This is a genomic window from Kribbella sp. NPDC004536 (assembly GCF_042873835.1).
Taxonomy (GTDB): Bacteria; Actinomycetota; Actinomycetes; order Propionibacteriales; family Kribbellaceae; genus Kribbella.
The window spans coordinates 252,242-264,719 of sequence record NZ_JBIALY010000002.1 but is presented as its reverse complement, the minus strand read 5'-3'; the positions used below and the strand labels follow the sequence as shown (position 1 = coordinate 264,719).

The following is a 12,478-nucleotide window of genomic DNA, read 5'->3' as shown; positions in this document are numbered from 1 at the left end:
TCGTAACAGGACGTGTCGCCAGTCTTCTATGGACACGCTAACAACTGAAAGAAACTCACGAGATGGACTGCTCGTCAGTCCTTCAGCAAGCCGTGGGCGAAGGCGTCGGTGGCGGCGCGGAGCAGGCGCTTGAGTTGCCTGGGATTGCGTCGCAGGCGGTCCTGGCGCCAGGCGAGGCTGATGATTCCGTTCCAGGACGACCACAGCACGGTCGCCAGCTCCTGGGCGTTGACCTTGCGGATGGTGCCGGCCTTCATCCCGCGCCGGAGCGCCTCGACCATCCGCTTGTTCTGCTCGTCGACCGAGTCCGCCAGCCGATCCGCCAGGTCCTGCCCCGCGGCGTAGCTCCCGGGCTCGGCCGGAAACGCGAGCATCCGGAAGTACTCCGGGTTCGCCAGGTAGAAAGCCAGGTACTCGTCCGCGGCCGCGTACAGCTGCTCGACCGGGCTCCGGCCTTCGACGTACGCGAGGTCCATGAAGCGGCGGTCGGTCACCAGCGCCTTCTCCATGAGTGCCGCGTGCAGGCCGGCCTTCGAACCGAAGTGGTTGTAGACCGAACCGATGGCGACGCCGGCGGTCTCCGCGATCTCCTCGACCGTCACGTCCGCGACAGCCCTGGTCGTGAAGAGTTTCTCCGCGGCGTCGAGCAACGCCTCGATCGTCCGCTGCGCCCTCGGGTCCACGACCGCCACGTTAACAGTGCGGAATCGACGCTAGCCTGAGCGCATGGCAACCCGACGTAGCGGCGCGAACAACCAGGACAGCTGGCTGATGCTGATCTACAAGGTGCCCAGCGATTCGTCGCGGGCGCGCGTCGCGGTGTGGCGGGACCTCAAGCGGCTCGGCGGGTACTACGTACAGCAGGCGGTCTGTGTCCTCCCGGACCGCGGGGAGTTGCGGGCCGGTCTGGAGAAGGTCCGCGGGCGGGTCACCGAGCTGGGCGGATCGAGCGTCTTCCTCACGCTGACCGAGGTCGAGGACGACGTCCGCGACCAGTTCGTCGAGGGCTTCCGGGACCAGTCGGCCAAGGAGTACGCCGAGATCGTCGAGGAGTGCGACACCAAGTTCGTCAAGGAGATCGAGTTCGAGCGGTTCCGGGAGAACTACACGTTCGAGGAGGCCGAGGAGATCCGGCAGGACCTGGAGAAGCTCCGCCGCTGGCTGGCCAAGGTCGAGGGCCGGGACTGGATGGGTGCCGAGGGCAAGGAACTCGCCCGGAGCAAGGTCGCCGACTGCGAGCGGATGCTGGAGGAGTTCGAGGCCGACGTCTACGACCGCACCGAGGGCCGGCCTTGACACCCACCCGCTGATGTAACTAGCGTTTCATGCAGCAGATGTTTCATCCCGCTCTGATGGGACGTGGCGCATGGACGCGGCAACCTGGGGACTGGTCATCGCGACGTTCGTCGCGTGCTTCGTGGAGATGGTGGAAGCCACCACGATCGTGATGGCGATGGGGTACACGCGTGGCTGGCGGTCGGCGATGGCCGGGACGTTCGCGGCACTCGTCGTCCTCGCCGTGGTCACGTTCGCGGCCGGTTACGCACTGACGACCTGGTTGCCGGAGTCGGCACTGCAGCTCGCGATCGGCGGGCTGCTGCTCATCTTCGGTCTGCAGTGGCTGCGCAAGGCGATCCTGAGATCGTCCGGCCGCAAGTCGGTGCACGACGAGGACGCGATCTACCGCGAAGAGGTCGAGGCGGCGAAGGCCGCCGGCGAGACCCGGGGCGGCATCGACCTGTTCGGCTTCATGGTCTCGTTCAAGGGCGTGTTCCTCGAGGGCATGGAGGTCGTGTTCATCGTCCTCACCTTCGGCCTGAACGCGAACAACATCCCGATCGCGGCCGCGGGCGCCGCCGCCGCGGTCGTCGTCGTACTGGCGATCGCCGTCGCACTCCGGCGCCCGCTGTCGATGATCAACGAGAACCTGCTGAAGTACGGCGTCGGTCTGCTGCTCGCCTCGTTCGGCACCTACTGGGCCGTCGAGGGCATCGGGATCTTCCGCTCCGGCCGCGAGAGCCTCGCCTGGCCGGGCCACGACCTGATGATCCTGGTCCTGATCGCGGCCTGGCTGCTGCTCAGCCGGGTCTTCGTCGCCGCACTACGCAAACCCGTCCGAGTGGAGGCGTACAAGTGAAGTACCTGAAGGCGTTCGGCCAGTTCTGGTACGACTTCATCATCGGTGACGACTGGAAGATCGCGGCCGCTGTCGTCGTCACGCTGGGCGTGCTGGTCGTCGCGATGCTGAGCGGAGGCTTCAGCGACACGGCCCTGACGCTCATCGGCGGGGCGCTCGTCCTCGCCGCGTTCAGCATCAGCCTCGTGATCGACGTACGGAAGAAGTAGGCCGGCTCAGGGGGACTTCGGGTGGCGGTCGTCGGAGGCGAGCCGCTGGAGCATCCGGTTGTACGCTTCGTACGCCTCGTCGCTGTCGGGATCGAGCTGCCGGGCCGGGTCGGCGCCGACCTCGGACGCGATCACCGTCCGGCGGACGCCGTCCAGCCAACTGCCCGCCATCCGGTCGCGCTTGGCCGGTGACACCACGACGCTGATCATCAGGCCGACGGCGGCGAACATCATCAGCCCGTCGCCGCCCGCCCACATCAAGCCGCCGGCGGTGTGGATGTCCGTCAACGGATCGGGCGCCCAGGACGGGTGGTGGCTCATCATCATCGGGAACGGATCCCGGTCGGTCTGCAGCAGCACGATGCCGACGACGGTGTCCGGCAACATCCCGATCAGGAACAGCACCAGCCGCAGCAGGTACCCCGGGTCCGAGCGGAGCGGCTCCTCCCCCAGCAGCGGCAGGAAGAACAGGTAGCCGGCCGCCACGTACAGCACCTGCTCACCGGTCATCAGCCACGGATGCATCACCATCTGGTCCATGAAGCCGGTGAGGTGGGTCGCGACGATCACCAGGGTGTAGACGGCCAGCCCGGTCGTCGGCAAGGTGAAGAGCCCAATCGGTCGCGAGGTGAGGAACCGTCGCGCCCGGGTCTGTCTGCCGGCGGGAAGGGATTCGAGCACGACGGTGATCGGATGGCCGAGGACGAGCAGGATCGGCACCACCATGATCAGCAGCAGATGCAGGATCATGTGCATCCAGAACACGTCCATCGCGTATGCGCCGATCCCCGAGGCGACGCACACCCACAGCACCACGCAGCCGAGCACGAACGACACCGCCCGCCACGGATGCACCGTGGAGCGGCCGCGGAACAACAGCACGCAGTACCCGAACGCGAGCAGCAGACCGACCAGGAGCCAGCCCAGCTCCAGCCGCCAACTGCTGATGAAAGAACTCCAGGTCAACGCACCCGGATCGTCCATCGGCATACCACGTCACCATCCACTCGTCCACACATCGTCGCTGCCAGGATTACACACCCCGAACCCGGTGTTGCCGGGAGGGGATGCCCTACTCTGTTGCAATGGTTGCAATAGTCGTTGTGGCGGTATTCTTCGCCGGCATGGGGCTGTACGGGCTGGTGGCGCCGGCGGCGTTGGTGCGGCCGTTCGGGCAAGTGGCGGACGGGGCGAACGCACGCGGTGAGGTGCGGGCGGTGTACGGCGGCTACGGGGTGGCAGTCGCCGGGTTGCTGACGGTGGCCGCGTTCGACGACGGTATCCGGCGGGGCGCGGTGATCGCGGTGGCGGTCGCGCTGGCGGGGATGGCTGCCGGCCGGCTGGCCGGTTGCCTGGCCGAGCGGCCGCGGGGCTTCTACCCGAACTGGTTCTACTTCGGCGTCGAGGTTGTGCTCGCCGCCGTGTTGTGGGTCGCTGCGTGATCGGTTCGCCGGAGTGGGTCGCGCGTACGGGTGGGGCGTTGAGCGCGTGGGATCAGGTCCGGTTCGCCGCGCAGGCCGTCCGCCGGGAGCTGCGGCGCGACCCGCGTGGTGCGGGTGCCGTACTGGCTGCCGATCGGGTGCCGCCGTCGTCGATGGTTGCCCAGCGCATCGATGCGTACGCGCGTTCGACCCTGCCGGATCCGCTGCTGCAGCACAGTATTCGGTCCTGGTTGTGGGGCTGCATGCTCGCCGAGGTCGATCGGATCGAGTACGACGAGGAGCGCCTGTACGTCGCCGCGCTGCTGCACGACGTCGGCCTGGCGGACCGGCCGGGTCCAGAGGCGGCATGCTTCGCCGTCCACGGATCGCGGGTTGCGCACAGGGTGGTGATCGATGCCGGCGGCACCGACCTGTTCGCGGACGCGGTGGCGGATGCGATCGCGGCGCACTTCAACGTCGAGGTGCCGCTGCCGTGGGGACCCGAGGCCCATCTGCTCCATGCTGGCACTCATCTCGACGTCGTCGGCCTGCGCATCACCGAACTCGCCCGCAGCACCGTCGCCGACGTACACACCCGAGCTCCCCGCGACGGCTTCCCGGACCACTTCATCACTGCAATGCGCGAGGAGGCCGCACATCGCCGCAACTCCCGTGCGGGCGTCCTGTGGCGACTGGGCATGGAACGCGCGATCCACCGCTTCCACAGCGGGACGTGGTAGCTCGTGCTAGCGGCCGAGGAGGTGGCGGAGGGTGGGTTCCAGGGCGGGGTGGCGGAAGGTGTGGGCGAGGTCGGTGAGGCGCGTGGGTACGACGCGTTGCGAGGCGAGGGCTAGTTCGTCGGTGCCCTCCTGTCCCAGTAGGACGCGCGGCGCGAAGGCGGGTACGCGCAGGAAGGCCGGTCGGTGCAGTACTCGGGCCAGCGTTTTCGTGTACTCCTCGTTGCGCACCGGTTCGGGCGCGACAGCGTTGACGGGTCCGCTGAGGTCGGCGTCGTACAAGGCCCGGTGATAGATGTCGGCGAGGTCGTCGATGCCGATCCACGCCTGCCACTGACGGCCGGATCCCAGCGGACCACCCAACCCGGCCGCGAACAACGGGTATTGGAGCCGCAGTACGCCTCCGGCCGGTGTCTGGACGAGTCCGGTACGAACGTTGACCACGCGGAGCCCACCGTCGACGGCCGGACGGGTCGCGTTCTCCCAGTCCTCGACCAGTTCGGCGAGGTAGCCCTCCCCGCGGCCGGCGGACTCGGGCAGCAGCTCGTCGCCGCGATCCGGACCGTAGTACCCGATTGCCGAGGCCGAGACGAACACCTCGGGAGAACTCTCCGCGGCGAGCCGTGCGAGTGCGGCGGTCGGCCCGATCCGCGAGTCCCTGATCGCCTTGCGATGCTCCGCCGTGAACCGGCCCGCGATCGACGCACCGGCCAGGTGGACGACGGCGTCCACACCCTCCAGCAGCGTCGGTGCCGGCGCGTCGACGTCCCAGACCCGCTCGTCCGGCCCGTTCGCCTGCCCCCGTACGAGCCGGATCACCCGATGCCCGCTGGTCGTGAGCAGCGCGCTCAACGCCGTACCGATGGTGCCATGGCTCCCGGTCATCGCCACCGTCAACGGCCGCATCCCGCCCTCGACCGCACGCTGGTGCGCCGCGAGGTCGTCCGCGAACTGCCGGTGCCGGTACGCGACCATCGACCGCAGCAGCACCGCCGGCACGTTGCTGTCGATCCGGTCGATCACCCGCGTCGTCTGCGGCGTGACCTCCTCGAACTCGTGCGTATGCCGCCACCGCACGACCCACTTCAACGGCGCCGACTCGAGCACGTCGACGAACCGCTCCGGCGGCTCCGCGCCCCGGTGCTGCGCGACCCACCGCAGCCCCAGCGGAAACCCCAGTACAGCGGTCCCGTCCGCGAGATCAGCCGCCTCCTGGACAACCCGCACCGGCATCCAGGGCGGCGTCAGCCGAACGACCGCACCCGGCCGCCCGTACCACGCGAACACCTCGTCCCGCGGCGCCTGCACGATCGCACTACCGGTCAGTCCCATCGACATTCACAATACCTACCGGCTTTGCAACTGTGACTCGTACTCCTTCCGCATCGCGTCACCGCCGCCCGTGCGCCACGACTTCACCACGTCGTCGAGCGTCGTCATCGGCTTGCGTCCCTGCACGATGTCCTTGATCCCGTCGTTGAAGGCCTTGTCGATCGTGGCGTTCTTGGTGGCGTTGGTGTTGGAGAACAGGCCGACCGTCGGGTTGACCGCGGCCTTCGCGAGTAGCTTCGTCTGGTAGGCGTGCTGGACGTCGGCATCCTGCGGCCTGCCGGGCTGGTACACGACCGCGGGCGCGTCAGCCAGATAGCGAATCGGGACCGCGGTGTTCGTCTGGCCGGCCTGTGTGAGCGTCGGGTCTCCGTCACTGTTGACGGTGTGGTCGACACCCTGTTTGCCGAACACCCGGTAGACGTACTCGTCGGTGCCGAAGGGGGCGGCCAGCCAGTTCAGTACCCGCAGGCTGAGCTCGATCTTCTTCGGGTCGGTCTGCTGCTTCAGCGCGGTGATCGAATAACTGCCGCTGCCCTGCCACCACGGAGCGAGTTCACCACCCTCGCGGGTGTAGGCCGGCATCACGCCCAGCTTGAACTTCGGGTTCGCGGCGCCGGTCTGGATGTACTGGTTCCAGCCCAGGTACCCGTCGATCGCGTTGATCGCGATCGTCCCGGCGTTGAACAGGTTCTTGAACGGGAGCTGGTCCGAGAACGCGTCCGGGTGCATCAACCCCGCGGCCCACAGCGCTGCGAGATCCGTGATGCCTTGCTTGTACTCCTGCGTCTCGTACTGATGGGTGAGCTTGCCACCCTCCTCCCGCCAGCCGTTCGGCGCGCTGTTCATCATCTGCAGGTAGTCCCGCACCTGGTTCCAGGCTCCGAACGCCCAGCGCCGCGCCTTCGGGTCGGTCAGCGCCTTCGCGGTCTCGGTGAGCTCGGCGAAGCTCTTCGGCTCCGGCGACACCCCGGCCGCCTCGAACAGGTCGAGACGGATGAAGCTGTAGAGCTGAACTGCGCCACGCGGGATCGGTACGCCGTAGATGCCCCCGTTGTACACAGCCGACTTCCAGGTCCGGGTGGGAATGTTCGCGAGGTTCGGGTACTTCTTGATCGCATCCCCGGCCAGGTACTCGTCCAGGCGGGTGAACCGCTTGTCCAGCAGGGCCGGCAGGTTGGCCACCGGCCGCATCTGCAAGAGATCGGGCAACTCGTTGCCGGCGATCGTGGTCGCGAACTTCTGCTCGTAGTCCGCCGCCGCGACCATCTGCAGCTTCAGGTCGACGCCGAGCCGGTCGTTCAGGCCCGCCCAGTAGCTGTTACTGCCCGGACCGGGCGGCACCGGCAGGAAGATGTTGGTCATCCCCGTGACCGTCTCGCCGTTCCCCGGCTTGTCCGGCACGGACTTCGGACGGTCCTTCGGGAAGTGCCGGAAGGCCGGGTCGACCCCCTCGGCGGTGGCCGGAAGATCAGGCGTGATCCCGGCGTACGGAACGTACGACGGCAGCTGGACCTTGCTGTTCGACTCGACCGAGTTCGCCTGACTGCCGCCACCCCCGGTGCTGCAGCCGGAAATGCCCAGCAGGGCCGCTGCCCCACCGCCGGCACCCACCAGGAAGGACCGGCGCCCGATTGCTCTGTACGACATTGCTTTCTCCTGACTGAACGACTCAACCTTTGACGGCGCCGACCATGACTCCCTTGGCAAAGTGCTTCTGCAGGAAGGGATAGACGACCAGGATGGGGACCAGCGCGACGACCAGGATCGCCATCTGCAGCGGGAGCTGCGGCGGCATCGCCTCGGCTCCGGCGCCGACCTGGTCACCGCCGATCGTCGTCTGGTTCACGACGAAGGTCCGCAGTACCAGAGACATCGGCCATTTGTCCGTGCTCTGGATGTACAACATGGCGTTGAAGAACGCGTTCCAATAACCGACCGCGTAGAACAGGCCGATGACGGCCAGCACCGCTTTGGACAGCGGCAGCACGATCTTGACGAGCGTGGTCGCGCTGGAGGCTCCGTCGATCGCCGCCGACTCGAACAGCTCCTGCGGCAACTGCTGGAAGAACGCCCGCATCACCAGCACGTTGAAGGCATTCACCGCGACCGGCAGGATCAACGACCACCAGGAATCCAGCAGCCCCAGCTGCTTCACCACGAGATAGCTCGGGATGAGCCCGGGGCTGAACAGTACGGCCCCGAGCACCACCATCAGCATCGGCTTCGCGCCGGCTGCCCCGCGCCGGGACAGCCAGTAGGCCAGTCCGGCGGTGGCCGTCAACGAGAGCAACGTACCGACGACCGTCACGCCGACCGAAATGGTCAGCGCCCGCGTGACCACTCCCCCGGACAGGATCGCCTTGTAGGCCTCGATCGACGCGCCGCTCGGCCACAGCACCATGCCGCCACCCGAGCTGTCGATCGTCTGCTGGTTCGCGAGCGACGTCGCGATCACCGACCAGAACGGGACGACGACGAGCAGGACGGCGATCCCGAGCGCGATCGATTTCACGAACTGGGTCAGCGGATGCGGCCGCTCCATCCAGATCGGACGGGTACTCATTTCTTGTAGACCCCCTGTTCGCCGAACAGATGGGCCAGCTTGTTCGCACCGATCACGAGCAGGATGCCGACAACGCTCTTCACCAGTCCCGCAGCCGCGGACATACCCCAGTCGCCGCCGATGACGCCGTTGTTGTAGACCCAGGTGTCCAGCACCTCACTCGAGTCGGCGCCGACCGGTCCCTGCTGCAGGATGATCTGCTCGAAGCCGACCGACAGGCTGTCGCCGAGCCGCAGGATGAGCAGCAGGACGAAGATCCCTTTCAGCGCGGGCAGGGTGATGTGCCAGAGCCGCTGCCAACCGTTCGCGCCGTCCACCGCGGACGCCTCGTACTGCTCCTGGTCCACCTGGGCGAGCGCGGCGAGGAAGATGATCGTCCCCCAGCCGGCGTCCTTCCAGATGACCTGCGTGGTCAACAGCACCTTGAACAGGTCGGGTACGCCGATGATGTGGAACATCGGCAGGTCGTTCTGGATCAGGAACGTGTTCAGCATCCCCGCGTTGCCGAGCATCTGCTGGAAGATCGCGACCACGATGACCCAGGACAGGAAGTGCGGCAGGTAGAGAATCGACTGCAGCAGCCGCTTGAGCCGCTCCCCGGCCAGGCTGTTCAGCACCAGCGCGATCCCCAGCGGGATCGGGAAGACGAACACGGCCTGGACCACGGTCAGGATCAACGTGTTGGCCAGCGCGTTCAGGAACGCGGGGTTCCCGTCCCACAGGAACGAGAAGTTCTGCAGCCCGACGAACGGCGCGTCCTTGATCCCCAGGTACGGCTGGTAGTCCTTGAACGCGATGACGTTGCCGAGCAGTGGAACGTACTGGAACAGGATCAGCGCCGTCGCACCGGGTACGCCGAGCGCCACCAGCACCCGGTCCCGCCGCAGCCGCGGGAACCGTCGTGCCGACTCGGCCGCGACCACGGGCCTGTGGGCGGCCGCGGACCGTTGCTTGACGGTCATTGCCATGAACTCCTCCTCGCCGGCGGTCGGCGCAGTTTTCCGGATGTTATTGACCGTGGCCGAGAGGGCACCACCGGCTGGATTGAGCGAAACTAGGACAGGATTGGCACGCCGATCAGAGGCAGTCGACGGCTCCGTCCGGCCAGACGACAGCCGGGCGGCCGGATCCGGACACCTCCGCGACCGGCCAGTCCGGGATGGCGGTTCCCAGGCTCGACGCGACCACGTACCACCGGCCCGCTCCGGGGTTGTCGAAGCGGCACCAGGGAACTTCGAGATCGGCTCCGAACGGAGTCTCGAGTGCATGCACCGAACTGCCGGTCACCGCACCGGGTGTGATCGGCTGCACCGCACTGACCAGCTCAAGCCGAGCTCCCGCCGCCGGCTTGCGTGGGACGGCGTAACCCGACATCACCAACGCCACTACCGCACCGACGGACTCGATCCGGGTCGCGCGAACTTCGACCGATCCGCGCACTACCGACACGCACTCCAGAACCGGTCCGTCGTCGAAGTCCCCGTCCGGCTTGGCGAATCGTGCGATGTGGAGACTCTCGGCGCGGTTGTCGCCGACGGCAACGAGCTCGATCGTCGGCCGCTGCGACCAGCGTCCGGTACGGTCGACCACGGCGACCTGGTTGTCCACCGACTCTCCCGCCGAGCCGTCCGGCAACGGCACCGGGGCCGTCACGGTGGAGTACGCGAATCTGTTGTAGAGCGGGCTTTCGGCGCCCGGCGTCGCCGTACTGTGATCGACGCCGTGGTTGATCACCCGGACGATGCCGTCGGAGGCCGTACGCGAAACCAGCCAGCCGATCGGGCGGATCGCCCGCACCTGGTCGCAGGCGTCGTCGGGCGCGGGCTCCGTCCACACCGGATGCGTCTCGGGCAGCAACAACCCGGCCAGACCGAGACTGGCCCAGTACGGACTGCCCGGACCGGAGTACGGCTGCCGCATCGGCTCGAAGCGGTCGAGCCAGCCGAGACTGAGCAGGCCGTTCTTGTCGTACGCTCCACGCTCGACGAAGTACTCGATCGCCCCGAGGCACGTACGGCGGAGCCGCCCGGGTGGGAGCGGATTCGCGTCGAAGACCGCGCCGGTCCACAGCGCGCCGACCACCGCGTGCCGGTACACCAACGACCTGCCCTGGTAGAGCGGTGCACCATCTGCGCCGAACAGCTCCACCGCATCCGCTACATAGGCCTTGAGCCGCTCGGCGTACCGGGTCTGACGCTCCGCGACTCCCGGTTCGCCGGCGGCGATGCGGCAGTACCACAACGAGAACAGCTGCATCACGAAGCCGGCGTACCAGTCGACGTTCCCGCCGCGGCCGTCCGGCCGACCGTCGCTGTACCAGCCTTCACCCAGGTAGCAGCTGTCGAGGTACTCGAGGAACTCGTCGACCCTCGCCTGGTCGTGCGGACCGCCTACCGAACGCAGGAACGCCTGGGTGACGTTGTGGAACCACTGCCAGTTGCTCTCGGGATACCACGCGCCGATGGACCCGGCCAGCCAGTCGACGATCCGCTCCTGAGCAACGGACGACAGCCGGTCCCAGATCCACCGGCGGGTCTCGTGCAGTGCGATCGAGATCGCTGCCGCCTCGACGCGCGCCTGCGCCGTGTCCGCCAGGGACGGCCACCGTTCGGCCGAGTCCGGATCGGTACCCGCGATCAGACCTCGGGCGTACCAACCGGCATGGTCGTGCGGATCGGACTCCGCTGTCGACAGCCGGAAGCCGACCGCCAGGAACGACCGGGCGAACGCCTCGAGTCCGTCGGAGCTCGGACCCGACTGACTCGCCGGCCCCGGCAGGTCGAACCGCGCGTGACCTGGCGTCGCCCACGGCCGCAGGGCCAGCAGCGACTCGTCCGCCAGGTCGATCAGGTGCTGCCGGGTGTACGCCATCAGCTCTTCGCTCCGAACACACGCCGGATCTGCTCGAGATGACCGTGCCGGTGCAGCGTGTCCGGTTCCAGGTAGCTGCCCTCGGTCCACTCGTTCCAGGCGTTGATCGTGACCAGCGGAACGTTGCTCTGCGCAACGAAACCGCGGACCTGCTCGAGCGCGCGGCCGAAATGCGCCGGGGTGGCGTCGGCGATGATGTTGGTGTGCGGGTACCCGAACGCCGGGTTGAACTTGTCCGACTGGACGGTGCGCGGCGAGGAGTCCCAGCCGACGGTGATGTTCGGGTAGTACGGCTGGTCGTACTCGGCGGCGTACCGTTTCCAGCCGTCCACGGCCTGCTCGAGCATGTCGGCGTACGGCGTGAGCAGGGTCGGCATCGGGTGGTGGTGCACCCAGACGTACGACGTGACGCTGTCGAAGCCGAGCCGGCTGATCAGCGCCGGGCCGTCGAGGGTGATGCCGTCGTCGGGGAGCACCTGCCGCTCCCGGATCACGGCGTTCAGGTGCAGGTCGGGGTACCCGGCGCGCGCGGCCCGTTTCCGCAGGCCGTCCAGCGCGGACCTGGCCGCGTCGATGCCGCCGAGCCCCTCCACGAGGGTCGCCAGCTCGTAGATCGAGAGGTACGGGGCACCGTCGATGCGCAGGTACGCCGGATGTCCGAAGTACCGCTCGACGATGTAGTCGGTGGCTGCTTCGAACTGCTCCGCGTCGACCGTACCCGACTCCAGGTGCGTCGGCGGGGTGGCCGACTTCCACGGATGGATGTTGCTCCAGTGGTGGTTGGCCCACATCACGGCGAACTTCAGGTCGCCCGCGAGCGCGTTCGGCATGAACGCCGACTCGAGCGGACGCTCCAGGTACGGCCGGCCGCCGTACCAGTACCAGTCGAACAGGAACGCGCCGACCCCGTGGCTGGTCGCCAGCGCGATCTTGGCCGCCATCACGTCCGGATCGGCCTCGTCCAGGTAGCCGTCGAGCGGGATCCGCGGCTGCAGATGCCCGTCGAACCGGGACTCGGCGCGCTTCACCAGCTCCCATTCGGTCCAGTCCTTGCCGTGCCACTGCTCGTTGCGCGGATCGACGTGGTAGTTGGGGAAGTAGTACGCCGCGATCGTGACGTCGCGTTCAGGCACAGGGTTCACTCCTCGTGGGATCTACTGTGCTGTGATGTTATTGACGGCGAAGCCGTCGCACCTTCGCGTGGATTG

13 protein-coding genes are annotated in these 12,478 nt (G+C 67.6%); 5 read left to right on the top strand and 8 right to left on the bottom strand.

Annotated features, from left to right (window positions below):
- Window positions 1-74: 74 nt before the first annotated feature.
- Window positions 75-683 (bottom strand): TetR/AcrR family transcriptional regulator, encoded by a 609-nt coding sequence (locus ACFYRU_RS16155; protein WP_387658802.1) that lies wholly within the window; start codon window positions 681-683, stop codon window positions 75-77.
- Window positions 684-726: 43 nt separating this feature from the next.
- Here ACFYRU_RS16155 and ACFYRU_RS16150 point away from each other — a divergent pair, with 43 nt between their 5' ends.
- From ACFYRU_RS16150 to ACFYRU_RS16140, 3 genes are all read left to right on the top strand, one after another.
- Window positions 727-1,296, top strand: a complete 570-nt coding sequence (locus ACFYRU_RS16150; RefSeq protein ID WP_387658800.1) for a Chromate resistance protein ChrB — start codon at window positions 727-729, stop codon at window positions 1,294-1,296.
- 70 nt (window positions 1,297-1,366) lie between these two features.
- Window positions 1,367-2,137, top strand: coding sequence for a COG4280 domain-containing protein (locus tag ACFYRU_RS16145; RefSeq protein WP_387658799.1), 771 nt, complete (start codon window positions 1,367-1,369; stop codon window positions 2,135-2,137).
- The gene (locus ACFYRU_RS16140) at window positions 2,134-2,346 is read left to right on the top strand and encodes a hypothetical protein (protein WP_387658796.1); all 213 of its coding nucleotides are present in this window, start codon (window positions 2,134-2,136) and stop codon (window positions 2,344-2,346) included. The genes ACFYRU_RS16145 and ACFYRU_RS16140 overlap by 4 nt, the downstream gene beginning before the upstream one ends.
- Before the next feature lie 6 nt (window positions 2,347-2,352).
- Here ACFYRU_RS16140 and ACFYRU_RS16135 read toward each other — a convergent pair whose 3' ends face one another.
- Window positions 2,353-3,336, bottom strand: coding sequence for a cytochrome c oxidase assembly protein (locus ACFYRU_RS16135; protein WP_387658794.1), 984 nt, complete (start codon window positions 3,334-3,336; stop codon window positions 2,353-2,355).
- A 95-nt stretch (window positions 3,337-3,431) separates the two neighbouring features.
- Here ACFYRU_RS16135 and ACFYRU_RS16130 point away from each other — a divergent pair, with 95 nt between their 5' ends.
- On the top strand, window positions 3,432-3,788 hold the full coding sequence (locus ACFYRU_RS16130; protein ID WP_387658791.1) for a DUF4345 domain-containing protein: 357 nt from the start codon (window positions 3,432-3,434) through the stop codon (window positions 3,786-3,788).
- Window positions 3,785-4,507, top strand: a complete 723-nt coding sequence (locus ACFYRU_RS16125; RefSeq protein WP_387658789.1) for an HD domain-containing protein — start codon at window positions 3,785-3,787, stop codon at window positions 4,505-4,507. Before ACFYRU_RS16130 ends, ACFYRU_RS16125 begins: the two co-directional genes overlap by 4 nt.
- Window positions 4,508-4,513: 6 nt before the next feature.
- On the opposite strand, the gene ACFYRU_RS16120 is transcribed toward ACFYRU_RS16125, so the two are convergent.
- The 6 genes from ACFYRU_RS16120 to ACFYRU_RS16095 all read right to left on the bottom strand — a co-directional run bounded on the left by ACFYRU_RS16120 (window position 4,514) and on the right by ACFYRU_RS16095 (window position 12,403).
- Window positions 4,514-5,836 carry a TIGR01777 family oxidoreductase gene (locus ACFYRU_RS16120; protein ID WP_387658787.1) on the bottom strand — a complete coding sequence of 441 codons (1,323 nt, stop codon included), beginning with the start codon at window positions 5,834-5,836 and terminating at the stop codon, window positions 4,514-4,516.
- Window positions 5,837-5,851: 15 nt separating this feature from the next.
- Window positions 5,852-7,483 carry a hypothetical protein gene (locus tag ACFYRU_RS16115; protein WP_387658784.1) on the bottom strand — a complete coding sequence of 544 codons (1,632 nt, stop codon included), beginning with the start codon at window positions 7,481-7,483 and terminating at the stop codon, window positions 5,852-5,854.
- Between the two features lie 22 nt (window positions 7,484-7,505).
- Window positions 7,506-8,399 (bottom strand): carbohydrate ABC transporter permease, encoded by an 894-nt coding sequence (locus tag ACFYRU_RS16110; protein WP_387658781.1) that lies wholly within the window; start codon window positions 8,397-8,399, stop codon window positions 7,506-7,508.
- A complete protein-coding gene (locus ACFYRU_RS16105; protein ID WP_387658778.1) occupies window positions 8,396-9,367 on the bottom strand; it encodes an ABC transporter permease in 972 nt (323 codons plus the stop codon). The genes ACFYRU_RS16110 and ACFYRU_RS16105 overlap by 4 nt, the downstream gene beginning before the upstream one ends.
- A 109-nt stretch (window positions 9,368-9,476) precedes the next feature.
- Window positions 9,477-11,270 (bottom strand): DUF2264 domain-containing protein, encoded by a 1,794-nt coding sequence (locus ACFYRU_RS16100; RefSeq protein WP_387658775.1) that lies wholly within the window; start codon window positions 11,268-11,270, stop codon window positions 9,477-9,479.
- Window positions 11,270-12,403 (bottom strand): glycoside hydrolase family 99-like domain-containing protein, encoded by a 1,134-nt coding sequence (locus tag ACFYRU_RS16095; RefSeq protein WP_387658773.1) that lies wholly within the window; start codon window positions 12,401-12,403, stop codon window positions 11,270-11,272. The genes ACFYRU_RS16100 and ACFYRU_RS16095 overlap by 1 nt, the downstream gene beginning before the upstream one ends.
- Window positions 12,404-12,478: the final 75 nt, after the last annotated feature.

What these genes read in the sequence shown, in the direction of transcription:
- ACFYRU_RS16105 (WP_387658778.1), bottom strand. Translation starts at nt 9,367, where the DNA reads ATGGCAATGACCGTCAAGCAACGGTCCGCGGCCGCCCACAGGCCCGTG.
- ACFYRU_RS16145 (WP_387658799.1), top strand. Translation starts at nt 1,367, where the DNA reads ATGGACGCGGCAACCTGGGGACTGGTCATCGCGACGTTCGTCGCGTGC.
- ACFYRU_RS16115 (WP_387658784.1), bottom strand. Translation starts at nt 7,483, where the DNA reads ATGTCGTACAGAGCAATCGGGCGCCGGTCCTTCCTGGTGGGTGCCGGC.
- ACFYRU_RS16100 (WP_387658775.1), bottom strand. Translation starts at nt 11,270, where the DNA reads ATGGCGTACACCCGGCAGCACCTGATCGACCTGGCGGACGAGTCGCTG.
- ACFYRU_RS16130 (WP_387658791.1), top strand. Translation starts at nt 3,432, where the DNA reads ATGGTTGCAATAGTCGTTGTGGCGGTATTCTTCGCCGGCATGGGGCTG.
- ACFYRU_RS16120 (WP_387658787.1), bottom strand. Translation starts at nt 5,836, where the DNA reads ATGGGACTGACCGGTAGTGCGATCGTGCAGGCGCCGCGGGACGAGGTG.
- ACFYRU_RS16110 (WP_387658781.1), bottom strand. Translation starts at nt 8,399, where the DNA reads ATGAGTACCCGTCCGATCTGGATGGAGCGGCCGCATCCGCTGACCCAG.
- ACFYRU_RS16135 (WP_387658794.1), bottom strand. Translation starts at nt 3,336, where the DNA reads ATGCCGATGGACGATCCGGGTGCGTTGACCTGGAGTTCTTTCATCAGC.
- ACFYRU_RS16150 (WP_387658800.1), top strand. Translation starts at nt 727, where the DNA reads ATGGCAACCCGACGTAGCGGCGCGAACAACCAGGACAGCTGGCTGATG.